Raw genomic sequence first — 23,738 nt, 5'->3', positions numbered from 1 at the left:
TCTTGCGCGACCGCCACCCCGGTGGGATCGTCGGCAGGGACAGCGGACGAGCGAGGGCCCGGGAGGCACCCGTGGCGGCGGAGCGGACGACGGAGCAGGTGCGGACCACGTGCTGCGTGGTGGGCGGCGGCCCGGCCGGGCTGATGGCCGGGGTGCTGCTCGCGCGGCAGGGCGTGGACGTGGTGGTCCTGGAGAAGCACGGGGACTTCCTGCGCGACTTCCGCGGCGACACCCTGCACCCCTCCACCCTCGAGCTGATGGCCGAGCTCGGCTGGCTCGAGGACGTCCTGGAGCTGCCGCACACCCGCGTGGAGCGCGCCACCGTCTCCCTCGGTGGCGAGACGGTGGTGGTCGGGCGGTTCGACCGCCTGCCCGTGCGCTGCCCGTTCATCGCGTTCCTGCCGCAGTGGGACTTCCTGGACCTGCTCGCCGAGAAGGGCGAGGCGCTGCCCGGCTTCCGGCTGCTGCGCTCCACGGCCGCCGACGGCCTGCTCGTCGAGGACGGCCGGTGCACCGGCGTCACGGCGCACGACGACGACGGGGCGCCGGTGCGGATCCGGGCCGAGCTGGTGCTGGCCGCCGACGGCCGCGACTCCGTGCTGCGGGCCGCGGCCGGCCTGGTGCCCAGGGCCTCGCCGTCGCGGATGGACGTGCTGTGGTTCCGCGTGCCCCGCCGCGAGGGGCAGGAGCAGCCGCTGTTCAACGCCGGGGACGGCGCGGTGGTGGCCCTGCCGCGCACCGGCTACTGGCAGGCCGCCATGATCGTGCGGGCCGGCGAGCACGACGCCCTGCGCGCCCAGGGGCTGGACGCCTTCCGGGAACGGGTGCGCGCGCTCGCCCCCGGGCTGGGGGAGGGGGTCACCACGATCGAGGACTGGGACCAGGTGAAGCTGCTGCGTGTGCGCGTGGACCGGCTGCGCCGGTGGTGGCGGCCCGGGATCCTGTTCCTCGGCGACGCCGCGCACGCGATGTCCCCGGCCGGGGGTGTGGGCATCAACCTCGCGATCCAGGACGCGGTGGCGGCGGCGAACCTGCTCGGGCCGCGGCTGCTGCGCGGCGGGGTGCGGGCGCGGGACCTCGCGCGCGTGCAGCGCCGGCGGGCGTGGCCGGCGCGCGCCACCCAGCTGTTCCAGCTCGTGCTGGCCCGCCGGCTCGTGCCGGCCCGGACCGGGGCGCGGCCGCGGCCCCCGGTGCCGCTGGGCCTCGTCCGGGCGCTGCCGTTCCTGCCCCACCTCACGGGGCGGGCGATCGGCATCGGTCTGCGGCCCGAGCACGTGCGGCCGTTGCCCCGCGCATGACGAGGGCCGTCCCGCCCGGGCCGGCGCGGCGCGCTCAGGGGCGTGGGCTGAGCCGGTCCACCGCGGCCAGGAGGTGCTCCAGGATGGTGTGCCGCCGGGCGCTGCCGTCGGGCAGCAGGCCGATCGACGCGTTGTGGTAGAGCCCGTCGCCCATCTGCTGGACCGCGGTCGCCACCACCGGGTCGCCCACGTCCGCGAGGATCAGCTCGTACCATGCCACTTCGAGCCGCTTCAGGGCGGCCCGGGCGTTCTCGTCCCCGGCCTGGACCAGCCGGGAGGCCACGATCAGGGCCCGGTCCAGCCGGCTGTCCTCGAACAGGGACGTGACCAGGAAGTAGCGCGCGGCCCCGTCCGGCGCCGCCGCCATGGCCTCGAGGTCCAGCTGCATGAGCTCCTCGAGGCGCTGCAGCGTCGCGTCCACGAGGGCCTGGCGGTGCGGGAAGTGGTAGAGCAGGCCCCCTTTGGACACTCCGGCGGCGGCGGCGACGGCGTCGAGGGTCGCGGCGCGCTCGCCGTCGTCGAGGACGATCTGCTCGAAGGCGGCCAGGAGCTTGTCCCGGGCCACGGGTGGGCGGGGCATGTGAGGAAGACCTCCCTGGGTCGGACGTGGTGCCCATTGTGTCAGCTCGCCCATAACTGTACCGTCTAGACGGTACAGTTACTGAGACTGTCCGCTCCCGATCCGTTCCCCGGAGGTGAACCATGACCACTCTGCTGACGCCCCGCCCCACGGCCGGTGCGCGCGAATGGGCCGCGCTCGCGGTCCTGATGATGCCCGTCCTGCTCGTGTCGGTCGACAACACGGCCCTGAGCTTCGCGCTGCCCACCATCTCCCAGGCGCTGCACCCCACCGGGGCGCAGCTGCTGTGGATCGTGGACGTCTACCCCCTCGTGCTCGCGGGCCTGCTCATCCCCATGGGCTCCCTGGGGGACCGGATCGGCCGCCGGCGGCTGCTGCTGATCGGCGGCACGGGCTTCGCCGCGGTCTCCGCGGCGTCGGCCTTCGCACCCACCGCGGAGCTGCTGGTGGCGGGGCGGGCCGCCATGGGGCTCTTCGGCGCCATGCTGATGCCCGCGACGCTGTCCCTGCTGCGCAACATCTTCCTGGACCCGGGGCAGCGCCGGATCGCGATCGCGGTGTGGGCCGGCGGCTTCAGCGGCGGCGCCGCGCTGGGCCCGATCGTGGGCGGCTTCCTGCTCAACCACTTCTGGTGGGGCTCGGTGTTCCTGATGGCCGTGCCGGTGCTGCTGCCCCTGCTCGTGCTGGGCCCCCTGCTCGTGCCGGAGTCGCGGGACCCCCGGCCCGGGCCGGTGGACGTGCCGTCCGTGCTCCTCGCCATGCTCGCCATGACCCCCGTGGTCTACGGCATCAAGGCGGCGACGGCCTCCGGGGAGCTCTTCCAGGGTCTGCTCAGCGCGGCCTTCGGCGTGCTGGCCGGTGTGCTGTTCGTCCGGCGCCAGGCGGTCCTGGCGCACCCGATGCTCGACCTCGCCCTGTTCCGGCACCCCGGCTTCCGCGGCGGCGTCACCGTCAACGTCCTCGGCAACGTGGGGCTCTACGGGTTCCTGTTCATGCTGACCCAGTACCTGCAGCTCGTGGTCGGCCTGGACCCGATGACCGCGGGGCTCACCATGGTCCCAGGCCTCGTCCTCACGGTCCTCGCCGGCTTCGTGGCCGTGCGCGCCGTGCGGTGGCTGAGCCCCCGGACCGTGATCACGGCGGGGATCCTCCTGTCCTCGGCCGGCTTCCTCGTGGTCACCCTCGCGGACCTCTCCGCGACCGCCGGCGCCCTGGTGGTCCTCGTGGCCTTCTGCCTGGTGGGCACCGGCATCGGCCTCGCCGAGACGCTGTCCAACGACCTCGTCCTCACGGCGGCCCCGCCGCACAAGGCCGGAGCGGCCTCGGCGATCTCGGAGACCGGCTACGAGGTCGGTGCGGTGCTGGGCACCGCCGTGCTCGGCGGACTGCTGACCGCGTTCTACCAGCGCCACCTCGACTTGCCCGCGGCCCTGGACGCCGGCTCCTCGGCCGCGGCGCACGAAACCCTCGGGGGCGCTGTCGAGATCGCCGAGGGCGCCGGGGCGCTCGGTCCCGCGGTGCAGGAGGCGGCGGTCGCCGCGTTCACCGCGGGCATGCACTGGACGGCGCTGGTCATGACGGCCGTGGTGCTCCTGGCGGCGTTCACGGTCTCCCGCATGCTGCGGCCGGCCGTGCGCTGACCCGCCCGCCCCCGGGGCCGCCACCTCACCGGGACCCGGCGCCACGGGCCCCGGGGGACGTAGGCTCGGCGGCAGGGGCCGGCCCGGCCCCGGCGAGGAAGGAGTGGTCGCGATGACGCCGCAGGAACTGTTCGAGGACGCCGCCCGCCGCCCGTCCGAGGTGGCGGAGCACGTGCTCGAGGGCATCTCGGCGGAGGTGCTGCACACCATGCCGGGCGGGACCGCGAACTCCGTGGCCTGGCTGGTGTGGCACGCGTCCCGCCAGCAGGACGCACAGGTGGCCCAGCTCGCCGGCACGGAGGAGGTGTGGACCGCCGAGGGGTGGAGCGGGCGGTTCGCCCTCGACGTCCCGGACTCCTCCATGGGCTTCGGAGACGGGCCGGAGGACGTCGCTCGGATCCGCGTGGCGTCCCCCGACCTGCTGCGCGGCTACCTCGACGCGGTGGTCGAGCGCACCGTGGCGTACGTGCACGGGCTCACGGAGGCCCAGCTGGACGACGTGGTGGACCGGTCGTGGACCCCGCCCGTCACCCGTGGCGTCCGCCTGGTGAGCACGGTCGACGACGCCGCGCAGCACCTCGGCCAGGCCGCCTACGTCCGCGGACTGCTCGAGGACGGGTGGTCGGGGCCCTACTGATCGCCCGTCCCGAGGCGTTTGCGTTTGCATCAAGTCGTCGCATGACAAGGCGCTGATGTGGGGACGGGAGTTTCCTCGGTGGTCAGGGTCCGTTCGCTTAAGCTGATCACGCTGGGTCCCAGCACCTCGAACTCCTGCACGATCTTCACGTCGCTCGTCGCGACATCCTGGGGGAAACACCGTCATGCCCCGCGACTCCTCTCGCCGTCCCGCCCGCCCCGACCTGCGGCACCGCGCGTCCTCGCCGGTGACCGCCCTCACCGCGTTCTCGGCGCTGGTGGCCGTCAGCGTGGCGGTCAGCTCCGGCATCACCCCGGACGCCGGGCAGGGACGGGGCTCGGCCTTCGGCGCCCCGGCGGCCTCCGCGGAGCGGACGGAGCAGCGGGACAGCGGATGGAGCCTGCTCGCGGCCGGTCAGGAGCAGACAGTCCCTCCGGCCGGACCGCTGCGGGGGGACCGTGCCGCCTCGCCCGTGCGGGACGGCGGCGCGGGCCAGGGCTCCTGGCGGGCCGGGGCGGGCCGCGGTGACGGGGGCCGTGAGTCGGCCTCGACCGTGCGCCCGGGCCGGCAGGCGCCGAAGCTGTACCAGGGCGAGCTGCCCGTCAACACGATCATCGCCCCGGCCCGTCCCGGCGCCGTCCTGCCCGGCGGCCAGTTCGGCTGGCGGATCGCCCCGGATCGCGGCGGGCGCGAGTTCCACAACGGCACCGACGTCTCCGCCGCGGCGGGGCTGCCGGTCGTCGCCGCCCTGGACGGCGTGGTGACGGCCGTGTTCTGGGACGTCTGGGGCGGCAACCGGGTGGAGGTCACCCACGCGGACGGGATCAGGACCACCTACAACCACCTCGAGGACGTCCGGGTGCGCACCGGTGACCGGCTCGCCGCCTCCGAGCAGCTCGGCACGGTCGGGGCCACCGGCATCCGCGTCACGGGCCCGCACCTGCACTTCGAGACCTGGGTGGACGGGCAGGCCGTCGACCCGCAGTCCTTCGACTGGGTCGACGGCATGCGCGTCATCCCCGCCTCCCGCAGCAAGTACTCCCTCGAGGTCCCCGTCCCGGAGACGGTCGAGGACCCGGCCGCGCAGCGGGCCGAGGCGGCGCAGAAGACCGAGGCGGCGAAGAAGGCCGAGGCCGCGCAGAAGGCGGCGGCCGCCCAGAAGGCCGCGGTCAAGGCGGACGCGGCGCGGAAGCAGGCGGCGCAGCAGAAGGCAGAGGCCGTGAAGAGGGCCGAGGCGGTCCAGAAGGCGGATGCAGCGAAGAGGGCCGAGGCGGTCCAGAAGGCGGAGGCCGCGAAGCGAGCAGAGGCCGAGAAGGCCGGAACCGCCAAGCCGCCCGTGCAGCAGCCGGAGGCCGTCCCCGCCACCCCGGCCGTGCCCGCCACCCCGGCCGTGCCCGCCACCCCGGCCGTGCCGGCCGTGCCGGCCACCCCGGCCGATCCTGGCGTGCCCGATCCCGTGCCGGCCCCGCCGGCGCCCGGGCCCGTGGTGAAGCCCGCGCCTGAGCCCGAGCCCGAGCCCGAGCCGGGAGTCGCCCCGCGGATTCCGGACGCGGAGCGGGACACCGACAAGGACGGGATCCTGGACGTCGACGACGACAACCTGGACGGCGACCTCCTCGACGGCGCCCCCCTGCTGAACCACGAGGACCCGGATCTCGACGGGGACGGCGTCCTCAACGACGTCGACCCGGACCTGGACGGCGACGGCCTGCGCAACGAGGACGACCCGGACCGCGACGGCGACGGGATCCTGAACGACCAGGACGCGGAGCCGGACCGCCCGGCGCCGAAGGCCGCGGCCGAGCCGGTCACCGGCCGGACCGGGACCACCGGTCCGGCCGCTCCGGCCGACCCCGCGGAGGGCGCCGGTGCCGCCGGGGCGGCTCCGGCCGCTGAGCCCGGGCCGGCCGCCGGAGCGGACGGGACCGTCCGTCCCTGACGTCCCGCCTGGAGTTATGCAGGCGTGACGAGGTCATCTGCCGACTCGGGAACACGGACGACTAGAATTTGCCCCCGGGCTGACGAATTGATGTCGCGCAGGAGCGGGAGCCATGAGCACCACCGACCACGGTGCGCCGGACCACGGGACGACCAGGGCGCTCCAGGAACTCCAGGACCGTCTCGCCGGGGTGCTGGTCGAGCCGGGGGACGCCGACTACGACAGGGCCCGCCGCGTCTGGAACGGCCTGATCGACGCCCGTCCCCGGGCCGTCGTGCGGGCCGGGGACCTCGCCGACATCGACCTGGCGCTGGCCACGGCCCAGCGCACGCGCCTGCCGCTGGCGGTGCGGGGCGGCGGGCACGGCGTGGCGGGCCACGGCACGGTCGAGGGCGGCCTGGTGCTGGACCTCGGGCGGCTGCGGAGCGTCGTCGTCGATCCCGCGTACCAGCTCGTGAGCGTGGAGCCCGGCACCACCGTCGCCGCTCTCGACCGCGCCACGGCCCGGCACGGCCTCGCCGTTCCCGGCGGCCTCACCGGCGCGGTGGGCGTGGCGGGGCTGACCCTGTGCGGGGGCATGGGGTGGCTGACCCGCAGCAGCGGGCTGACCCTCGACAACCTGGACTCGGCCGACGTCGTGACCGCCGCCGGCGACCACCTGCACGTCAGCGAGGAGGAGAACGCCGGGCTGTTCTGGGGGCTCCGCGGCGGCGGGGGCAACCTCGGGGTGGTCTCCTCCTTCACCTTCCGGGCCCGCCGGCTGCCGTCCACCGTGCTCGCGGGGAACCTCCACTACCGAAGGCCGCGCTGGGCGGGCGCCCTGTCCGCCTTCGCCGCGTGGTCGCGCGGTCTGCCGGACGAGATGAACCCGGTCCTCACCTTCGCGATCCCGCCCCCGGCGGCCGGGATGGGCGAGGAACCGGTGCTGACCGTGGGGTTCAGCTGGGTCTCGGAGGACCACGCAGCAGGCCTGGACGTCGTCGACGGACTGCGGGAGGACGCTCCGCCCGACGCCGAGGAGATGGGCCCGACGCCCTGGCTCGCGTGGCAGGGGGCGCGGGACGGGCTCTTCCCCCGGGGCTCGCACGGCCACTGGCGCAACCTTCCCTTCTCCCGGCTGGACGACGAGGTCGTCGACGTCCTCGTCGGGCTGGCCTCCGGGATCACCTGCCGAGGCACCGGCATCGACGTCCACCACCTCGAGGGCGCCTTCGGCAGGGTGCCCGAGGAGGCCACCGCCTTCCCCAACCGGTCCGCACGGTACTGGCTGACGGTGCACGGCGTCCGGCACGACCCGGCCGAGGACGAGCACCTCGCAGCCTTCGTGCGGACCGTGCGGGACACGATGCAGCCGTTCGCCGAGCACGGCGAGTACGTCGGCCTCATGGGGCCCGACGCCGAGCTCGGGGGCGACCCGGTGGAGGCGGCCCGCCTGGCCTACGGGCGGGAGAAGCACCAGCGGCTGGCCGCCCTCAAGGACCGCTACGATCCCGGGAACCTCTTCCGGCACAACCTGAACGTGCCGCCCGGCCGGCCCTGAGCGCACGTCCGGCAGGGCCTCCTGGTGCGGGCTCGCGCCCCGAGGAACCTGCGGCCCCGCCCCGTCATGTCCGGGCGATGTCGATGGCAGCCCTTCCCCGGCCACGGACCCCGCACTAGGGTCGTCAGTCCAGAGACCCCGCGTTCCCGGGAGGCGCCCCGCATGCCGATCTACGAGTACCGGTGCCGGGAGTGCGGCGACTTCGAGGTCCTGCTGGGCATGGGCGCGGCCACGCGCGAGAGCGACTGCCCCGGCTGCGGCTCCGCGGCGCGGCGGCTGATGAGCGCGCCCGGGCTCTCCCGGGCCGGCACCCCCGCGGCCCGGCTGATCGAGCGCACCGAGCGCACCGCCGCGGAGCCCGACGTCGTCGCCGCGCCCCCGCCCGGCTCCCGGCGAGCGACCCGCACCACCGGCAACCCCCTGCACCGCAGACTTCCCCGGCCCTGAGAGGCACACCACCGCAGCACAGCCGCCAAGGAGGCACGTCATGCCGGAGCTCATCTTTCCCCTGGACTCGTCACGGCCGTTCGAGGACCAGCAGCTGGTCGGGCACAACCGGTGGCACCCGGAGATCCCCCCGGTGGCCACCGTGCGACCGGGGGACACGTTCCGGGTGCACTGCCGGGAGTGGTTCGACGGCGCGATCGTCAACGACGACTCCGCCGAGGACGTCCTCAACGCGCCGCTGACGACCGTGCACAAGCTCTCCGGCCCGTTCGCGGTGCAGGGCGCCCAGCCGGGCGACCTGCTCGTCGTCGACATCCTCGACGTCGGCCCGATCCCGCAGGAGGACTCCGGCCCCCTGGCCGGGCAGGGCTGGGGGTACACCGGCGTCTTCGCGCGGTCCAACGGTGGCGGCTTCCTCACCGACCGGTTCCCGGACGCCTACAAGGCGATCTGGGACTTCCGCGGCCAGACCGCGACCTCCCGGCACGTCCCGGAGGTCTCGTTCACCGGCATCGTCCACCCCGGCCTGATGGGCACCGCGCCCTCCGCGGAGCTCCTGGCCCGGTGGAACGCGCGCGAAGGGGCGCTCATCGCCACCGACCCGGACCGGGTCCCGCCCCTGGCGCTGCCGCCCGAGCCGGAGAACGCCCTGCTCGGCGGGGTTCCCGGCCCGGACGTCGAGCGGGTCGCCGCGGAGGCCGCGCGCACCGCGCCGCCCCGCGAGAACGGCGGCAACCAGGACATCAAGAACCTCACCAAGGGCACCCGCGTCTTCTACCCCGTCTTCGTGGACGGCGCGAACTTCTCCGTGGGCGACCTGCACTTCTCCCAGGGCGACGGCGAGATCACGTTCTGCGGCGCCATCGAGATGGGCGGGTTCATCGACTTCCACGTGGACGTCATCAAGGGCGGGATGGAGACCTACGGGGTCACGGAGAACGCGATCTTCCTGCCGGGCAGGACGGACCCGCAGTACAGCGAGTGGATCGCCTTCTCCGGCACCTCGGTGACCCTCGACGGCGAGCAGCGCTACCTCGACTCGCAGCTGTCCTACCAGCGGGCGTGCCTGCACGCCGTCGACTACCTCACGAAGTTCGGGTACTCCCCGGAGCAGGCGTACCTGCTGCTGGGCGCCGCGCCGATCGAGGGCCGGTTCTCGGGGGTGGTGGACATCCCCAACTCCTGCGCCACGGTCTATCTGCCCACCGCGATCTTCGACTTCGACGTCCGGCCGTCCGCGTCCGGACCGCACCGGGTGGATCCGGGCGCGGGGGCGCCGCACGCGGCCGCGTGAGCTCAGCCGGTCCCGAGCGCGAGGTACAGGTCGACCACGGCGGTGGCCACGTCCTGGCCGCAGGCCGCGGAGGGGTAGCCGGAGCCCAGCACCGCGATGTGGTGGGCGGTCCCGCCCGACACCGTGCGCCCCACGCTGTGGGTGTCCCACGCGCCGCCGGCGTCCGGCAGCCACCCGTTCTTGACGAGGGAGTCCGCCGCCCCGGACCCGTCCGCGCGGGCCGCGCCCACGCCCCAGGTCTGGGACGGATGGGTGGGCCGCATCTGCTCCCGCAGCCAGGCCAGGTCCTCCTCGGGCAGCCAGTCCGCCCCGTGGACGACCGTGCCCAGCACGGCCAGCTGGTCGGAGGCGGTGGTCAGGTTGTGGCCCCAGCCGCCCGAGGACCGGGTCGAGCTGACGCCCATGAGGTCGTAGGTCTCGTTGAGCTCGCCCTCCATGGCGGAGAGCGTGGGCCCGAGCGCGCCGTAGAGGGCGGTGGTGGACTCGTTGCCGCTCTCGTGGACGCTGTCGCGGATCAGGGCCCGCTGCTGCTCCGTGAGCCGGCCGTCCCGCTCGGCGGCCAGGCGCATGATGGTGAGGGCCAGCGGGACCTTGGAGAGGCTGGCCTCCATGCCGGACACCTCGGGGCGGTGGGCGAAGACCGTGCGGCCGTCCGCGTCCTGCACCAGCAGCCCGATCTCGGCGCCCACCGCCGCGCTCAGCCCGTCCAGCGCGGTGGTCAGGGCGCGCCGGTCGTCCTGCGCCGCGGGTCCCACCGCGGCGGGCAGCGGACCCGCGGCCGGACCGCAGGAGGCGGGGACGGTGACCGCCGCGGTCGTGGCGGCCGCGCCGCCCGGGGCGTCCGGGAGCGCCGCCGCGGGGGCCGGGACGGTGAGTCCCAGGAGGAGCGCGGCGGCCCCCAGGGTGCGGACGGTCCTGCGGTGCTGCGGGTGCGATCGGCTCATGGTGCCCATGCTCTCGCACGGCGGCCGTCCTGCCGAGCCGGGCGGGTCCGGCTCACGCAATGAGACCCCGGTCCGTCCAGGACGTCGGCAGGTGCCCACCGGAGGGGAGCAGCACGAGCTGGGCCGAGGGCAGCCGCTCGGTGAGGCAGCGCGCGTGGGCGGGGGGCACCACGTCGTCGTCCTCGGCGTGGACCACGACGATCTCGAGGTCGGCGAGCTTCCGGCCCACGGTGGAGGGCAGGGCGAAGCCCTGCTCCTCCACGTCCGGGTGCTCCGGGCACCAGCACGGGGCCGCCACGGTCACGACGCGCTGCAGCAGGGTGGGGATCCGGTGGCAGAGGAAGCGCAGGGCCTCGGACCCGCCGAGGGAGTGGCCCACGATCACCCAGGGCTCGTCCGGGATGGCGCGGACGGCCCGGCCGATCGCCTCCTGCCACTGGTCCGGGTCGGGGTCCTCCGGGCTCGGGAGGTCCGGGGCCACGAGGTCGGCATCGGGCCACTGCCGCCGCACGGCCTCGAGCACCGGGTTGTCGCCGGTGCGGGGCTGGGGCCCGGCACCGTGCAGGAAGAGGATGCGCTGGACCATGGGTCACCTCGGGGACGGGGGAGGTGACGGCGGACGCCGCCTCCACCAGCGTCCCCGCCGCCGCGGCGAGGTGTCAAGAGCGGCGGGAGGCTCCCGGGCCCGCTCCCACGACGTCGAGGCCGGGCCCCTCGAGCCGGTCCAGCGCCGCGGTGCGGCCGGTCAGCAGCAGCAGGAGCGCGTCGATGGCGCCTCGGACCTCGGGGCCGCTGCCGGCGCGCCAGTCGACGTCGGTTGCGGTCAGCGTCACCCCGCGCAGTCTCCGGCGCGCCCGGAACGGGAACGGCATGGACCACACCCGGTCGGCGGCCGTGCGCGCGGCCTCCGGGGGCATGGCGTGGTGCCGGCCCAGGGGCAGGACGATGTCCTGGGTGTGGACCAGGACGTCCAGCAGCGGCTCGCGGACGGTCGTGCCCGGCGGGTGGCGCCTCGAGCCGTCCAGGCGGCGGTAGTCGGCGAGGATCGACTCGACCGGCCGGCGACCGCGGGCCCGGGCGTCCAGGTACAGGGCGCGGTTGTAGTCCCCGCGGCCCCGCCACAGGGCCGGGACGAGATCGGCGAGACCGACCTGGGGCGAGGCGATGACGTGGGCCGCGACGTCCCGCACCGCCCATCCCGAGCAGAGGGTGGGGTGGTCCCACTCCTCGGGGCGGAGCGTCTCGAGCAGGTCCGCCAGCGCGGACCGCTCCCGGTGGACGGCGTCCCAGATGGCGTCGCGGTCCATGATAATCTCCTCCAAATGGTCAGGTTTCCTGACTGAATTTTCCGGCGGCGACGGCCAGGCTGTCAAGGGGTGGGCATGCACGAGGACGCGAGGACCAACACCGGGCTGCTGCTGTACTACCCGTACCGGGACATGGAGATCCGGGTGGTCGAGGCCCTGCACGCCGCCGGCTTCGCGGACCTCTCCTACGCGCAGGCCCGGATCTTCCAGCGCATCGGCCCGGGCGGCACCCGCACGGTGCAGCTGGCGGAGCAGGCCCGGGTCACCAAGCAGACGGCCAGCCTCCTCGTCCAGGCCCTGGAGGAGGAGGGGTACGTGGAGCGGCGCCCCGATCCCGCCGACGCCCGGGCGCGGCTCGTGAGCGTCGCCGAGCGCGGCCGGGCCGCCCAGGCGGTGGCGGCCGGGGTGGTCGCCGAGGTGGAGGAGCAGTGGCGGCGCCGGCTCGGGGCGCGGCGCTATGCCGCGCTGCGCCGGGCGCTCGCCGAGCTGCACGAGGAGCCCGGCGACGTCCGCTCCCCGCCGGCCGACCACGGGGCGCCCGGCTGACCCGGCAGCGCCCGGCCGACCCCGCGGCGGCGTGGTCGGCCGGGGGCACGGGGGTCACGGGGGCGCGCCGTGGTCACCCGGTGGCGCGGCGCGGCCGTCAGGACACAATGGGACCATGACCGACGCCGCTCACCCCGCCCCGCCGGAGGACCCCCGCACCGGCCGCGCCTACTGGACCGTGGAGCCCGGCCGGGGAGAGCTGCGCACCGCGGAGCTGCCCGTCCCGGGCCCCGAGGACGTCCTGGTGCGGGCGCTGCGCTCCGGGGTCAGCCGCGGCACCGAGTCGCTCGTCCACCGCGGCCTCGTCCCGGCGCGCGTGCACGGGCGGATGCGCGCCCCGTACCAGGAGGGGGACTTCCCCGGCCCCGTGAAGTACGGCTACCTCTCCGTGGGCGTCGTGGAGCAGGGGCCGGAGGACCTGGTGGGCCGGCGGGTCTTCAGCCTCCACCCCCACCAGGACCGCTACGTGCTCCCGGCCTCCGCCGTGACCCCGGTGCCCGACGACGTCCCCTCCGGGCGCGCGGTGCTCGCGGGCTCGGTGGAGACGGCCGTCAACGCGCTGTGGGAGGCCGCGCCCCGCTTCGGGGACCGCGTGGCCGTGGTCGGCGCCGGGATGATCGGCGCGTGCACGGCCGCGCTGCTGGCCCGCTTCCCGCTGGCCCGGCTGCAGCTCGTGGACCCGCAGCCGTCCCGCGGGGGGCTCGCGGCCCGGCTCGGCGTGGAGCACGTGCTGCCGGAGGACGCCGCGGGGGAGTGCGACGTCGTCCTGCACGCCTCCTCCACCGCCGCCGGCCTGGCGCGGGGGCTCGAGCTGCTCGGCGACGAGGGGGAGCTGATCGAGCTGTCCTGGTACGGCGACGAGGACCCTGCCGTCCCGCTCGGCGCCGACTTCCACGCCCGCCGGCTGCAGCTGCGCGCCAGCCAGGTGGGCGTCGTCGCCCCCGCCCGCCGGGCCCGCCGCACGACCGCCGACCGGCTCGCCACAGCGCTGGACGCCCTCCGGGACCCCCGCTTCGACGCCCTGCTCTCCGGGAGCTCCTCGTTCGAGGAGCTGCCCGCCACGATGGCGCGGCTCGCCGCAGGGGCCCCGGACGTCCTGTGCCACGTGGTGCACTACGACTGACCGCCCCCCCCCACCGACCCGAGGAGCTCCGTGTTCACCCTGACCGTCCGAGACCACATGATGATCGCCCACAGCCTGCCGGACCCGTTCTTCGGCCCCGCCCAGAACCTGCACGGGGCCACCTACGTGGTGGAGACCACCTGGTCCCGGCCGGTCCTCGACGAGCACGGGGTGGTCATGGACATCGGCGTGGCCAACGACCTGCTCGCGGGCGTCCTCGACGGGCTGCGCTACCGCAACCTCGACGAGCATCCGGACTTCACGGGCCGGCTGTCCACCACGGAGGTCCTGGCCCAGTACGTCGCCGAGCGGCTCGCGGCGGGGGCGGCGTTCGTCGAAGGGCTCGAGCGGCTGACCGTGACCCTCCGGGAGACCCCCGACGCCTGGGCCTCCTACACCCTCGAGCTGCCCGTGCTGAGCGAGCGCGGCGGGCCCGCCCCCGCCCGGTGAGCACCGCGCGCGCGGGCATCGACGTGGTGGTGCCCGACGACGGCGGGCGGCCCACCGGCGGCTCGCTCTACGACCGCCGGCTCGTGGCGGCGCTGGACGCCCTGGGGCGCCCGGCCCGGCTCGTGCCGGTGGCCGGGTGCTGGCCCGCGCCGGACGGTGCCGCCCGGGCCCGGCTGCGGCGCGCGCTGGGCGCACCGGCCCCCGGGCGGGCGGTCGTCCTCGACGGCCTCGTGGGGTGCGCCGCCCCGGAGGCGGTCGACGACGCCGTGCGCTCCGGGCTGCCCGTGCACCTGCTCGTGCACCTGCCCCTGCCCGCCGAGACCGGGCTGGAGCCCGCGGCCGCCACGGAGCTCGCCCGGCGGGAGGCGACCGCTCTCGCCGCCGCCACCGGCGTGCTGGCGCCCAGCGCCTGGGCGGCCCGCGACCTCCTGCGCCGCTACGGCACCGCGGACGCCGTCGTGGCCGAGCCGGGGGCCGAGCGCGGACCGGTGGCCGCGGGGTCGCGCCCGCCGCGGCTGACCTGTGTGGCGTCCCTGACCCCGCGCAAGAACCAGGGCCTCCTGCTGGAGGCCCTCGCGCCGCTGGCCGCCCTCGGCTGGACCCTGGACCTTGTCGGCCCCGAGGGCGACCCCGAGCACGTCCGCGCTCTGCGCGCCGCGGTCCGGGAGCTCCCCGATCCGGGGCGCGTGCGTTGGCCCGGCCCCCTCGAGGGCGCCGCGCTGGCCCGGCAGTGGGCGCGCACCGACCTGCTGCTGCTGCCCTCCACGACCGAGACCTACGGCATGGTCGTCACCGAGGCGCTCGCCCACGGCGTGCCCGCGGTGGTCGCGGCCGGCACCGGTGCGGTCGAGGCCCTCGACGGCACGCCGGGGCCCCGGGGTGCGCCCGACACCGGTGTTCCGCCCGGCGCCGGCCTCCGGGCCGGTGCCGCCCTCGACCCCGCCGACCCGTCCGCCTGGACCGCGGTGCTGCGCGACTGGCTGACCGACCCCGCCCTGCGCGCGCAGTGGCGGGCCGCCGCACTGGCCCGCCGCGACCGCCTGCGCAGCTGGACGGACACCGCCCGCGACGTCCTCGCGGCGATCGGCCCGCCCTTCGACCCGCCCCTCGACCCGTCCGATCCCCTCGGGCGCAGTCCCGACCCCGACCACGACCGCACCAGGAGACCGTCATGACGAACCACTCCGCCCCCGACCGTCCCGTCGCCGGCGACTGGCTGGCCCTGCGGGAGCCCGCCGACGCCGCGGCCCGCGAGGACTCCCTGCCGCTGATCGCCCGCATCGTGCGGCACTGGGAGCAGCTGCCGCCGGCCGCGGCCCCCGGCGCCGCGGACACCGAGCCGGTCGTGGTGGTGGACCTCGGCGCCGGGACGGGCGCGAACCGGGCCTGGCTCGCCCGGCACCTCCCCGGCCCCCAGCGCTGGATCCTGCTCGACCACGACCGCGAGCTGCTCGACCAGGCCGTGGCCGCCGCCCGGGCGGAGGGGGCCGACGTCGTGCCCGTCCTCGCCGGGGTCGAGGAGCTCGGCCGAGTGCTCGCGGAGCACCCGGCGGCCCGCCGGCTCGTGACGTGCTCCGCCCTGCTCGACCTGCTGACCCGGCAGCAGCTCCGGGACCTGGCCCGCGTGCTCTCCGCGGAGGCCGTCCCGGCGCTCCTCGCCCTGACCGTCGACGGCGAGGTCCTCCTCGACCCGCCCCATCACCTGGACCCCTCGGTGCTGGGCGCCTTCGAGGACCACCAGCACCGCGGCGAGCTCGCCGGGACCGATGCCGTGCGGCTGGCCGCGGAGGCCCTGCAGGAGCGCGGCATGGTCGTGGACGTGACGCCCACCCCCTGGTGGATCTCCGACCAGCCGTGGGCCCGGCCCCTCCTGGAGCGGTTCCTCGCCGACCGCGCGGACGCCGCCGTGGAGCACCGCCCGGACCTCACGGCCGAGGCCCACGCCTGGCTGCGGACCCGCCTGGTGGACTGCGCCCGCGGCCGGCTGCGGGCCACGGTGGGGCACGCGGACGTGCTCGGCCTGCCGCCCGTCAGCTGAGGCCGCGGGCGCACCGCTCCAGCCACAGCACGTCCCGGCCGAAGGACACCAGCAGCAGGACGAGCGCGATCACGGTGGCCGTGACGGCCAGCGGCAGCGGGATCAGGGGGACCAGCGTGCCGAGCAGGACGCCGCCCTGGATCCCCGCCACCACCCGCCGGTACGAGGAGAAGGGCAGCTCGCGGCGCCACGCCGGGCGCACCCGCAGGCCCAGCAGGAAGAGGTAGCGCAGGGCGCCGATCACCACCACCCACGACGCCTCCGGCAGCCCGATCCGGGCGGCGACCGCCACCGAGAGGAGCAGCAGCAGCACGGCGTCGACCTCCTGGTCGAACCGGGCCCCGGCGCGCGTGGCGGTCCCGGTGCGGCGCGCCACCCACCCGTCGATCCCGTCGAGCAGCCACGCGGGCAGCGCGACGGCGAACACGGTCCAGCACCAGGCGTCGGCGGGCCGGCCCCCGTCATGCCCCAGCACGGGGGCCAGCCCCAGGGGCAGGAGCGCGGCGGCCAGGGCGACGAGCACGGAGCGGCCCACGGTGACCCGGTCGGCGGGGCCGTAGGGCTCGCCGCGGCGGCGCACGGTGCTGCGCACCACCGCCCCGAGCACGGCGAGACCCAGCAGCACCGAGCACGCCAGCACGGGGAGCGCCGCGTCCGCCAGGAGGAGGAGCGCCGCGAGGGCGCCGCCCAGCACCGCGAAGGCGAGCAGACCGTCCCGGCGCGCCGAGGAGTGCGGGCCGGTGGAACGGGCCAGGGGCATGCGGTCGCCTTCCGCGTCGGGGGTCTTCATCCTGGGCGGGCCCGGCCCGCCGCGTCAATCCGGGCGGCGGCGGGCGGTGGCTAGACTGCGCCCATGCCCGCCGAGACCACGCCCGCCCCCACGCGGCGGCGGCCCGTACTCCGCGTGCTGCTCGCCGCCGGGCAAGCGGTGGCCGGGCTGGTCCTCCTCGCCATGCTGTTCCGCGTGCTCGGCACGGACGCGGTCCGCAGCGCCGTCGGGATCCTCACCCCCGCCACCGTGGCGCTCGCCCTGGGCGCCGGGCTCGTGGCCACCGCGGCCCAGGCCCAGCGCTGGCGGCTGGTGGCTCGCAACCGGGCCACACCGATCGGCTTCCGGGAGGCGCTGGGCGAGTGCTGGGCGTCCGGGCTCGTCAACCTGCTGCTGCCCGGGGGCGTGACCGGGGACGCCGTGCGGGTGCTGCGCCGCCGCCGGCGCGGCGACAGCTGGCCCGGCGCCGGCGGCTCCGTGCTGGGCGAACGGCTGGCGGGGACGTCCGTGCTCCTCGCGGCCGGGGTCGTCCCGGCCCTGGCGGTCGGCGGCTGGCTCGCCACGGTCCTCGGCCTCGGGGCGCTCGCCGTGGGTGCCGTCGCCTGGCGCTCCACGAGCGGCGCCCCGGCGCGGGACCGGGCCGGGGTGTGGGCGCTGTCCGTGCTCGCCTGGGCCTGCTACCAGGGGCTGTTCCTGCTGGCGGCCGTGCGCACCGCACCCCAGGAGACCCTGGCGAACCTGTGGGGGACCACCGTGCTGGGCCTCGCCGGGATGTCCGTGCCCGTCGGGGTGGGCGGCTGGGGTCCGCGGGAGGGGATCACCACCCTGGCCGCGATGGCCCACGGCCTGCCCGCCGGGACCGGCTTCGCGATCTCGATCGGCTACGGGCTGCTCGCCCTGATCTCGGCCCTGCCGGGAGCCGTGGTCTTGGTGGGCTGGCTGCTGCCCCGGCGCGCCGGTTCTCCCCGAGCCGGTTCTCCCCGCGGGTGACGAGCCGGTCGCCCGGCGTCGGGAGGCCCGTGGTGTGCGTCAGCCTCCGATCGCGCTCATCGAGCGCTCCGGCTGGACGTAGTCGGGGGAGTCCAGGCCGGTGTGGTCCATGCCGTGGGCGGCCGGTTTCGCCCACATCGCCGCCCGCCAGCGCTCGGCCAGCTGTCCGTCGGTGGCACCGGCCCGCAGCAGCGGCAGCAGCTCGACCTCCTCGTGGGAGAACAGGCAGGACCGGATCCTGCCCTCGGCGGTGATCCGGGTCCGCTTGCAGTCGCCGCAGAAGGGCTCGGTGACCGAGGCGATGACCCCCACCGTGCCCAGCGGTGCGCCACCGGAGCCCCCGGCGCCGGCGGCCCGGGTTTCGTCCGGGGTGGGGGTGCGGGGGTGCACGTCCCACAGTTCGGCCGGGGCGCCCTCGCGCGGGCCCGGGTGCGGGGTCAGCCGGTACCGCTCACCGAGCCGGTGGCGGATCTCGGCGGCGGTGACCATCTCCGCCCGGGTCCAGCCGTGGTCGGCGTCCAGGGGCATCTGCTCGATGAACCGCAGCGCGAAGCCGCGCGCCAGCGCCCAGGCGAGCAGGTCGGGGGCCTCGTGGTCGTTGACCCCGCGCATCAGCACCGCGTTGATCTTCACCGGGGTCAGCCCGGCCGCGGCCGCCGCCTCGGCCCCGGCCAGCACGTCGGCCAGGCGGTCCCGGCGGGCCAGGGCGCGGAAGGTCGCCGCGTCCAGGGAGTCCAGGGAGATGTTGATCCGGGTCAGCCCGGCCTCGGCCAGGCCCTGGGCGCGGGCGGCCAGACCGATGCCGTTGGTGGTGAGCGAGACCGGCAGGTCCGGGTGGGTAGCACGGATCCCGGTGATGATGTCCTCGAGGTCGGCCCGGACCAGGGGTTCCCCGCCGGTCAGGCGCAGCTCGGTGACCCCGAGCTCGGTCACCCCGACGTGGACGATCCGGGTGATCTCGGCGGGGGTCATCAGCTGGGCGGCGGGCAGCCAGGGCAGACCTCCGGCGGGCATGCAGTAGGTGCAGCGCAGATTGCACTTGTCGATCACCGACAGTCGCAGGTCGGTGGCGCGGCGGCCGTGGCGGTCCATCAGCCCGGCCCCGGCCGGGGCGCCGCTGGGGCCCGGACCGGTGCTGCGCAGCCGGGGCAGTCCCAGGGAAACGCTCATGTCACCGCCTCGATCGTCTCGGACGGGCGTCCAGGGTCCGCGGGCGCCGCAGCCGGTGCGCCGGCGAGGTCCTGGAGCAGGCGGGCGGCGACGCTGATCGCGATCACCGCGGGCGCCTTGCCGGGGATGCCCGGGAGACCTATGGGGCACGTGATGCGATCCACGGTGCTCTCCGCATGGCCCTCCGCGCGCAGCCGCTGCCGAAAGCGGGCCCACTTGGCCCGGGAGCCGATCAGGCCCACGCTGCCGAGGTCGTCCCGGCGCAGCGCGGCGTCGCACAGCACGAAGTCCTCGGCGTGGTCGTGGCTCATGATCAGCACGTGCGCCCCGGCCGGCAGCCCGGCCAGCACGTTCTCCGGGACGGGGCTGTGGTGGAGGCGGACCTGCGCGGCTCCGTCGGTGACGTCGGCCAGCCGGGCGGGGGCCAGCTGACCCTCCCGGCTGTCCACCAGGTGCAGGTTCAGGGGCAGGCGGGACAGCACCCGGGCGAGCTCGTGACCCACGTGGCCCACACCGAACACGGCGACCACGGGGCGGGCGCCCTGGGGCTCGAGCAGCACGCTGACCACGCCTCCGCAGCACTGGCGCCCGTGCTCCACGGCGGCGTGCTCGTTGAGCGAGAAGGTCATCGTCTCCGGATCCGTGGCCCCCGCTGCGAGGAGGACCCGAGCCCGCTCGACCACGGTCGCCTCGAGGTTGCCGCCGCCCACGGTGTCCCACGCGGCGGACCCGGACACGACCATCTTGGCCCCGGCCTCCCGGGGGGCGTGCCCGCGCACCTCCGTGACGGTGACGAGCACCCCCGGCGCGCCCTCCGCGCGCAGGTGCTGCAGGGCGTCCAGCCAGTCCACGTCAGCGCGCCGCCGGAGCGGCCGGAGCGGTCGACGCGGCGACGTCCGCCACGGGCAGGGCGCGGCGCGCCTCCTGGACCGCCCAGAACACGGCCTCCGGGGTGGCGGGGCTCGCGAGCTCGGTGCTCCGCCCGCCCGGCCCGAACGCGGCCGCGGCCTCCCGCAGCGCCTCGCGCACGCTGAAGGCCAGCATGAGGGGCGGCTCCCCCACGGCCTTGGAGCCGTAGACGACGCCGCTCTCGGTGGCCTCCTCGAAGAGGTGCACGTTGAACTCCTCGGGCATCTCCGAGAAGCTCGGCAGCTTGTAGGTGCTCGCCGCCTGGGTCGCCAACCGGCCCCGGTGCGGCCCGTCGGACTCGTCCCAGCGCAGCTCCTCGAGCGTGAGCCAGCCGGCGCCCTGGACGAACCCGCCCTCGATCTGCCCCACGTCGATCAGCGGGGAGAGACTGTCGCCCACGTCGTGGACGATGTCGGTGCGCAGCAGCCGGTACGCGCCCGTGAACCCGTCGACCTCCACCTCGGAGACGGAGGCGCCGTAGGAGAAGTACTTGAACGGCTCGCCCTGCATCCGGGCCGCGTCCCAGTGGAGCCCCTCGGTGCGGTAGTAGCCGGCGGCCCACAGCGAGATCCGCTGGAAGTAGGCGTCGTGGGCGAGCTCGGCAAAGGACATCTGCCGGTCATGGAAGCCGATCCCGGTGACCGTGCCGTCGACGAACCGGACGTCATCGGGGTGGATGTCGAACTTGCGGGCGGCGACCTCGGCCAGCCGGTCGCGGATCTGCTCGCAGGCGTTCTTCACGGCCCCGCCGTTGAGGTCCGCCCCGGAGCTGGCGGCCGTCGCGGAGGTGTTGGGCACCTTGTCCGTGCGGGTGGGCGCGAGCCGGACGGTCTCCATGGGCACGCCCAGGGCCGTGGCCGCGACCTGGCGCATCTTGGTGTGCAGCCCCTGTCCCATCTCGGTGCCGCCGTGGTTGATGAGCACGGACCCGTCCTTGTAGACGTGCACGAGGGCGCCGGCCTGGTTGAAGGCCGTGAGGTTGAAGGAGATGCCGAACTTCACGGGGGTGAGCGCGAGCGCCCGCTTGGTGTCGGGGTGGGCGGCGTTGAAGGCGGCGATCTCCTCGCGGCGGCGCTCGACCTCGGCCCGGTCGAGCAGCTGGGTCCAGATGGTGCGCAGCCGCTCGGCGTGCCGGACGGGCTGGCCGTAGGGCGTGGTCTGGCCGGGGACGTAGAGGTTGCGGTGGCGCAGCTCCGTGGGGTCCAGGCCGAGCAACGGGGCGCAGCGGCCCATGACCTCCTCGATCACCAGCATGCCCTGCGGGCCGCCGAAGCCGCGGAACGCGGTCTGGGAGGTCTTGTGGGTCCGTGCGATCCGGCCGTGGACCTGCACGTGCGGAATCCAGTAGGCGTTGTCGATGTGGCACAGCGTGCGCTGCAGCACGGGCTCGGAGAGGTCCAGGCTCCACCCGCCGTCGCTGGTGACGGTGGCCTCCAGGGCCTGCAGGCGGCCGCTCTCGTCGAAACCGGCCTCCCACCGGGCGTGGTACGGATGACGCTTGCCGGACAGCGTGAGGTCCTGGGTGCGGTTGAGCCGCAGCCGCACCGGCCGGCCCGTCAGCACCGAGCCGAGGGCGGCGACGGCGGCGTAGCCGTGCGGCTGCATCTCCTTGCCGCCGAACCCACCGCCCATGCGCAGGCACTGCACGGTGACCTCGTGGCTGTGCAGACCCAGGACGTGGGCGACGATCTCCTGGGTCTCCGTGGGGTGCTGGGTGCTGCAGTGCACCAGGACCTGCTCGCCCTCGTCGACGTAGGCGAAGGAGGCGTGGGTCTCCAGGTAGAAGTGCTCCTGGCCGCCGAACTCGAACTCACCGCTGAAGCGGTGGGCCGCGGTGGCCAGCGCGGTGCTGGTGTCCCCGCGGCTGACGGTGGGCTGAGCGCCCTGGAAGCTGCCGGCCTCGATCGCCTCGGCCACGGTGACCAGCGACGGCAGCGGCTCGTAGTCGACCTCGACCGCTGCGGCGCCCAGCCGGGCGGCCTCCTGGGTCTCGCCCAGCACCCAGCACACCGCGTGCCCGTAGAACATGACCTCGGCGGGGAACAGCGGCTCGTCGTGCTTGGTGCCGGCGTCGTTGACCCCGGGCACGTCCGCCGCGGTGAGGACCCGGACCACCCCGGGGACCGCCAGGGCCGGGGCGGTGCGCAGGTCCTGCACGCGGGCGTGGGCGTGCGGGGCCTGCACGGGCCAGGCGTGCAGCACGTCCTGGTGGCGCACGATGAGGTCGTCGGTGTACAGGGCCGTGCCGGTGACGTGCAGCGCGGCGCTCTCGTGCGGGACGGGCACGCCCACCACGGGGTCGACGGGGCGGTCGGCGAGGGACTTCAACGGGACACCTCCAGATCGGGGGCGGGCGCGTGCTGCGCCCAGAACTTGAGCAGGGCCTGCTCGAGCATGGCCGAGCGGTAGCGGGCGCTGGCCCGGTGGTCGTCGATCGGGGTGCCCTCCCCGGCCAGCGCGGACGCCGCGGCGACGACCGTGTCGCGGTTCCACGGCGCCCCGTCGAGGAGGCGCTCCGCGCCGTGCGCCCGGATCGGGGTGGCCGCCACGCCGCCCAGGCCGATCCGCGCGGACGAGACCGTCCCGGCGTCCACCTGCACGGCGATGCCGACGGCCACGCTGGAGATGTCGTCGAAGCGCCGCTTGGCGATCTTGTGGAACCCGCTGTGCCGGGCGAGAGGCAGCGGGATCCGCACGGCGCGGATGATCTCCCCGGGGCGGCGGACGCTGCGCCGGTACCCCGTGTAGTACTCGTCCAGGGGCACCTCGCGCTCGCCCCCGGCGGAGGCCAGCACCACGGACGCGCCCAGGGCCAGCAGGGCCGGGGCCGAGTCCCCGATGGGCGATCCGGTGCCGAGGTTGCCGCCGAACGTCGCGGCGTTGCGGATCAGGCGGGAGGCGAACTGCGGGAAGAGCTGGTCGAGCAGGGGCACCCGTCCGGCGAGGCCGCGCTCGACCTCGGACAGGCTCAGGGACGCCCCGATCTCGATCCGCTCCTGTCCCACCTCGAGCGTGCGCAGCTCCTCGAGCCGGTCCACGGCGAGGGACAGCGGCGGACGGGTGTGGCGGATGTTGACGTCCACGCCCGCGTCCGTCGAACCGGAGATCAGCTGGGCCCCCGGTTCGCGCTCCAGGTGCTCGAAGAGCTCGTCCAGGGAGCCGGGACGGACGAACCGTGCGCCGTCGGCCTCCACCTGGGTGGGCGGGGCGGGCTGCGCGGGCCGCTCCTGGCGCCGGAGCAGGGGGTCGGCGTCGGCCGGAGCCCCCAGGGCGTAGGCGGCGTCGCGGATGGGCCGGTAGCCGGTGCAGCGGCAGAGGTTGCCGCTCAGGGCGTGCAGGTCGAACCCGTTGGGCCCGCACTCGTGATCGGCCGCGTGCTCCTCGCCGGTGACCGCGGTGCCGGTCTGCGCCTCGTCGGCCGCGCCGGAGGTGCCGCGCTCGGGGCGGTAGTACTCGGCGGCCATGGCGCAGACGAACCCCGGCGTGCAGTAGCCGCACTGGGAGCCTCCCCGGAACGCCATCTCCTGCTGGACGGGGTGCAGCGCCGCGGGCGCGCCGGCCCCGGGGGCGGACCCGAGCCCCTCGGCGGTGACGACCTCCTGGCCATCGAAGGCGACGGCGGGGGGCAGGCACGCGTTCACGGCGGTCCACCGACTGCGCCCTTCCCTGTCCGGCCGGGCGACCAGCACCGCGCAGGCACCGCACTCGCCCTCGGCGCAGCCTTCCTTGGCCCCGGTCAGGCCCTCGCCGCGCAGCCAGTCCAGCAGCCGGGTGTGCGGGCCGAGCCCGTCACAGCTCCGGGTACGACCGTTGACCGTCACTCGGATGTCGCTCATGCCTGCTGCTCCTCGGTGCATGCCACTGGCCGCGACCTGGAGTCAGGTGGTTCCCCGGGGGTACCGGGAGCTCTCTGGCGGCGGACCAGCGCGATTCGTCGTTGCTCGCCCGGTAGATAGTCCGCTTCAGGACCCGCCGTAGGCTGAGTCACACCATAACCACGCCGTGACGGGGCCGCAAGAGTTCGGGCGCCACGACCGGGCCACGGCGGATCTGGAAGAATTCTTCCACAATGTGTTGTACCTCACGTCCAACTGCTCTACGTTGGCCTCAGCCACAG

Annotated in this window: 22 protein-coding genes; 13 read left to right on the top strand and 9 right to left on the bottom strand. The window is 75.6% G+C overall.

Features of this window, described 5'->3' with window-relative positions; genetic code table 11:
* Nucleotides 1-71: 71 nt before the first annotated feature.
* Nucleotides 72-1,298 carry an FAD-dependent oxidoreductase gene (locus ACP7CD_RS14500; protein WP_426120501.1) on the top strand — a complete coding sequence of 409 codons (1,227 nt, stop codon included), beginning with the start codon at nt 72-74 and terminating at the stop codon, nt 1,296-1,298.
* 34 nt (nt 1,299-1,332) lie between these two features.
* Here ACP7CD_RS14500 and ACP7CD_RS14495 read toward each other — a convergent pair whose 3' ends face one another.
* The gene (locus ACP7CD_RS14495; protein WP_031283706.1) at nt 1,333-1,878 is read right to left on the bottom strand and encodes a TetR family transcriptional regulator; all 546 of its coding nucleotides are present in this window, start codon (nt 1,876-1,878) and stop codon (nt 1,333-1,335) included.
* Between the two features lie 122 nt (nt 1,879-2,000).
* Here ACP7CD_RS14495 and ACP7CD_RS14490 point away from each other — a divergent pair, with 122 nt between their 5' ends.
* From ACP7CD_RS14490 to fmdA, 6 genes are all read left to right on the top strand, one after another.
* Nucleotides 2,001-3,518 (top strand): MFS transporter, encoded by a 1,518-nt coding sequence (locus ACP7CD_RS14490; RefSeq protein ID WP_109221358.1) that lies wholly within the window; start codon nt 2,001-2,003, stop codon nt 3,516-3,518.
* A 112-nt stretch (nt 3,519-3,630) separates the two neighbouring features.
* The gene (locus ACP7CD_RS14485) at nt 3,631-4,155 is read left to right on the top strand and encodes a mycothiol transferase (protein ID WP_109221357.1); all 525 of its coding nucleotides are present in this window, start codon (nt 3,631-3,633) and stop codon (nt 4,153-4,155) included.
* A gap of 184 nt (nt 4,156-4,339) precedes the next feature.
* Nucleotides 4,340-6,094, top strand: a complete 1,755-nt coding sequence (locus ACP7CD_RS14480; RefSeq protein ID WP_426120500.1) for a peptidoglycan DD-metalloendopeptidase family protein — start codon at nt 4,340-4,342, stop codon at nt 6,092-6,094.
* A gap of 112 nt (nt 6,095-6,206) precedes the next feature.
* The gene (locus ACP7CD_RS14475) at nt 6,207-7,634 is read left to right on the top strand and encodes an FAD-binding oxidoreductase (RefSeq protein WP_426120499.1); all 1,428 of its coding nucleotides are present in this window, start codon (nt 6,207-6,209) and stop codon (nt 7,632-7,634) included.
* Between the two features lie 162 nt (nt 7,635-7,796).
* Nucleotides 7,797-8,081 (top strand): FmdB family zinc ribbon protein, encoded by a 285-nt coding sequence (locus ACP7CD_RS14470; RefSeq protein ID WP_109221354.1) that lies wholly within the window; start codon nt 7,797-7,799, stop codon nt 8,079-8,081.
* Nucleotides 8,082-8,121: 40 nt separating this feature from the next.
* Nucleotides 8,122-9,375, top strand: coding sequence for a formamidase (fmdA, locus tag ACP7CD_RS14465; protein WP_035923336.1), 1,254 nt, complete (start codon nt 8,122-8,124; stop codon nt 9,373-9,375).
* Nucleotides 9,376-9,377: 2 nt separating this feature from the next.
* Here fmdA and ACP7CD_RS14460 read toward each other — a convergent pair whose 3' ends face one another.
* From ACP7CD_RS14460 to ACP7CD_RS14450, 3 genes are all read right to left on the bottom strand, one after another.
* Entirely contained in the window at nt 9,378-10,319 is a 942-nt protein-coding gene (locus ACP7CD_RS14460; RefSeq protein ID WP_138976487.1) for a serine hydrolase, read from the bottom strand.
* Between the two features lie 52 nt (nt 10,320-10,371).
* On the bottom strand, nt 10,372-10,905 hold the full coding sequence (locus ACP7CD_RS14455; RefSeq protein WP_017834750.1) for an alpha/beta fold hydrolase: 534 nt from the start codon (nt 10,903-10,905) through the stop codon (nt 10,372-10,374).
* A 73-nt stretch (nt 10,906-10,978) separates the two neighbouring features.
* Nucleotides 10,979-11,626, bottom strand: coding sequence for a maleylpyruvate isomerase family mycothiol-dependent enzyme (locus ACP7CD_RS14450; protein WP_017834751.1), 648 nt, complete (start codon nt 11,624-11,626; stop codon nt 10,979-10,981).
* A gap of 75 nt (nt 11,627-11,701) precedes the next feature.
* Between ACP7CD_RS14450 and ACP7CD_RS14445 the strand changes: the two genes are divergently transcribed.
* From ACP7CD_RS14445 to ACP7CD_RS14425, 5 genes are all read left to right on the top strand, one after another.
* Nucleotides 11,702-12,172, top strand: coding sequence for a MarR family winged helix-turn-helix transcriptional regulator (locus ACP7CD_RS14445; protein WP_017834752.1), 471 nt, complete (start codon nt 11,702-11,704; stop codon nt 12,170-12,172).
* A 115-nt stretch (nt 12,173-12,287) separates the two neighbouring features.
* Nucleotides 12,288-13,295: a zinc-dependent alcohol dehydrogenase gene (locus ACP7CD_RS14440; RefSeq protein ID WP_095650311.1), complete on the top strand. Its 1,008-nt coding sequence runs from the start codon at nt 12,288-12,290 to the stop codon at nt 13,293-13,295.
* Nucleotides 13,296-13,325: 30 nt separating this feature from the next.
* The gene (locus ACP7CD_RS14435) at nt 13,326-13,745 is read left to right on the top strand and encodes a 6-pyruvoyl trahydropterin synthase family protein (protein ID WP_426120498.1); all 420 of its coding nucleotides are present in this window, start codon (nt 13,326-13,328) and stop codon (nt 13,743-13,745) included.
* A complete protein-coding gene (locus tag ACP7CD_RS14430; protein WP_426120497.1) occupies nt 13,742-14,920 on the top strand; it encodes a glycosyltransferase family 4 protein in 1,179 nt (392 codons plus the stop codon). The genes ACP7CD_RS14435 and ACP7CD_RS14430 overlap by 4 nt, the downstream gene beginning before the upstream one ends.
* Entirely contained in the window at nt 14,917-15,783 is an 867-nt protein-coding gene (locus ACP7CD_RS14425; protein ID WP_426120496.1) for a class I SAM-dependent methyltransferase, read from the top strand. Before ACP7CD_RS14430 ends, ACP7CD_RS14425 begins: the two co-directional genes overlap by 4 nt.
* On the opposite strand, the gene ACP7CD_RS14420 is transcribed toward ACP7CD_RS14425, so the two are convergent.
* Nucleotides 15,776-16,543: a CDP-alcohol phosphatidyltransferase family protein gene (locus ACP7CD_RS14420; protein WP_426120495.1), complete on the bottom strand. Its 768-nt coding sequence runs from the start codon at nt 16,541-16,543 to the stop codon at nt 15,776-15,778. The two genes, ACP7CD_RS14425 and ACP7CD_RS14420, sit on opposite strands and share 8 nt — an antisense overlap.
* Before the next feature lie 93 nt (nt 16,544-16,636).
* Between ACP7CD_RS14420 and ACP7CD_RS14415 the strand changes: the two genes are divergently transcribed.
* Nucleotides 16,637-17,542, top strand: coding sequence for a lysylphosphatidylglycerol synthase domain-containing protein (locus ACP7CD_RS14415; protein ID WP_109243109.1), 906 nt, complete (start codon nt 16,637-16,639; stop codon nt 17,540-17,542).
* A 39-nt stretch (nt 17,543-17,581) separates the two neighbouring features.
* On the opposite strand, the gene moaA is transcribed toward ACP7CD_RS14415, so the two are convergent.
* Genes moaA through ACP7CD_RS14395 form a run of 4 tightly spaced genes read right to left on the bottom strand, consistent with a single transcriptional unit; the run spans nt 17,582 to nt 23,457 of the window.
* Entirely contained in the window at nt 17,582-18,712 is a 1,131-nt protein-coding gene (gene moaA, locus ACP7CD_RS14410; protein ID WP_368828448.1) for a GTP 3',8-cyclase MoaA, read from the bottom strand.
* On the bottom strand, nt 18,709-19,563 hold the full coding sequence (xdhC, locus tag ACP7CD_RS14405; RefSeq protein WP_368828449.1) for a xanthine dehydrogenase accessory protein XdhC: 855 nt from the start codon (nt 19,561-19,563) through the stop codon (nt 18,709-18,711). The genes moaA and xdhC overlap by 4 nt, the downstream gene beginning before the upstream one ends.
* 1 nt (nt 19,564) lies before the next feature.
* On the bottom strand, nt 19,565-21,949 hold the full coding sequence (gene xdhB / locus ACP7CD_RS14400) for a xanthine dehydrogenase molybdopterin binding subunit (protein ID WP_426120494.1): 2,385 nt from the start codon (nt 21,947-21,949) through the stop codon (nt 19,565-19,567).
* The gene (locus ACP7CD_RS14395; RefSeq protein ID WP_426120493.1) at nt 21,946-23,457 is read right to left on the bottom strand and encodes a xanthine dehydrogenase small subunit; all 1,512 of its coding nucleotides are present in this window, start codon (nt 23,455-23,457) and stop codon (nt 21,946-21,948) included. The genes xdhB and ACP7CD_RS14395 overlap by 4 nt, the downstream gene beginning before the upstream one ends.
* Nucleotides 23,458-23,738: the final 281 nt, after the last annotated feature.

The organism is Kocuria sp. LHG3120, from assembly GCF_049897445.1.
Classification (GTDB): Bacteria; Actinomycetota; Actinomycetes; order Actinomycetales; family Micrococcaceae; genus Kocuria; species Kocuria rosea.
This window is presented reverse-complemented; position numbering and strand designations above follow the sequence as displayed.

Excerpts from the sequence above, each read along its gene's own strand:
- ACP7CD_RS14495 (WP_031283706.1), bottom strand. The coding sequence starts at position 1,878 with ATGCCCCGCCCACCCGTGGCCCGGGACAAGCTCCTGGCCGCCTTCGAG.
- ACP7CD_RS14490 (WP_109221358.1), top strand. The coding sequence starts at position 2,001 with ATGACCACTCTGCTGACGCCCCGCCCCACGGCCGGTGCGCGCGAATGG.
- ACP7CD_RS14485 (WP_109221357.1), top strand. The coding sequence starts at position 3,631 with ATGACGCCGCAGGAACTGTTCGAGGACGCCGCCCGCCGCCCGTCCGAG.
- ACP7CD_RS14480 (WP_426120500.1), top strand. The coding sequence starts at position 4,340 with ATGCCCCGCGACTCCTCTCGCCGTCCCGCCCGCCCCGACCTGCGGCAC.
- ACP7CD_RS14475 (WP_426120499.1), top strand. The coding sequence starts at position 6,207 with ATGAGCACCACCGACCACGGTGCGCCGGACCACGGGACGACCAGGGCG.
- ACP7CD_RS14470 (WP_109221354.1), top strand. The coding sequence starts at position 7,797 with ATGCCGATCTACGAGTACCGGTGCCGGGAGTGCGGCGACTTCGAGGTC.
- fmdA (WP_035923336.1), top strand. The coding sequence starts at position 8,122 with ATGCCGGAGCTCATCTTTCCCCTGGACTCGTCACGGCCGTTCGAGGAC.
- ACP7CD_RS14460 (WP_138976487.1), bottom strand. The coding sequence starts at position 10,319 with ATGAGCCGATCGCACCCGCAGCACCGCAGGACCGTCCGCACCCTGGGG.
- ACP7CD_RS14455 (WP_017834750.1), bottom strand. The coding sequence starts at position 10,905 with ATGGTCCAGCGCATCCTCTTCCTGCACGGTGCCGGGCCCCAGCCCCGC.
- ACP7CD_RS14450 (WP_017834751.1), bottom strand. The coding sequence starts at position 11,626 with ATGGACCGCGACGCCATCTGGGACGCCGTCCACCGGGAGCGGTCCGCG.
- ACP7CD_RS14445 (WP_017834752.1), top strand. The coding sequence starts at position 11,702 with ATGCACGAGGACGCGAGGACCAACACCGGGCTGCTGCTGTACTACCCG.
- ACP7CD_RS14440 (WP_095650311.1), top strand. The coding sequence starts at position 12,288 with ATGACCGACGCCGCTCACCCCGCCCCGCCGGAGGACCCCCGCACCGGC.
- ACP7CD_RS14425 (WP_426120496.1), top strand. The coding sequence starts at position 14,917 with ATGACGAACCACTCCGCCCCCGACCGTCCCGTCGCCGGCGACTGGCTG.
- ACP7CD_RS14420 (WP_426120495.1), bottom strand. The coding sequence starts at position 16,543 with ATGCCCCTGGCCCGTTCCACCGGCCCGCACTCCTCGGCGCGCCGGGAC.
- ACP7CD_RS14415 (WP_109243109.1), top strand. The coding sequence starts at position 16,637 with ATGCCCGCCGAGACCACGCCCGCCCCCACGCGGCGGCGGCCCGTACTC.
- moaA (WP_368828448.1), bottom strand. The coding sequence starts at position 18,712 with ATGAGCGTTTCCCTGGGACTGCCCCGGCTGCGCAGCACCGGTCCGGGC.
- ACP7CD_RS14395 (WP_426120493.1), bottom strand. The coding sequence starts at position 23,457 with ATGAGCGACATCCGAGTGACGGTCAACGGTCGTACCCGGAGCTGTGAC.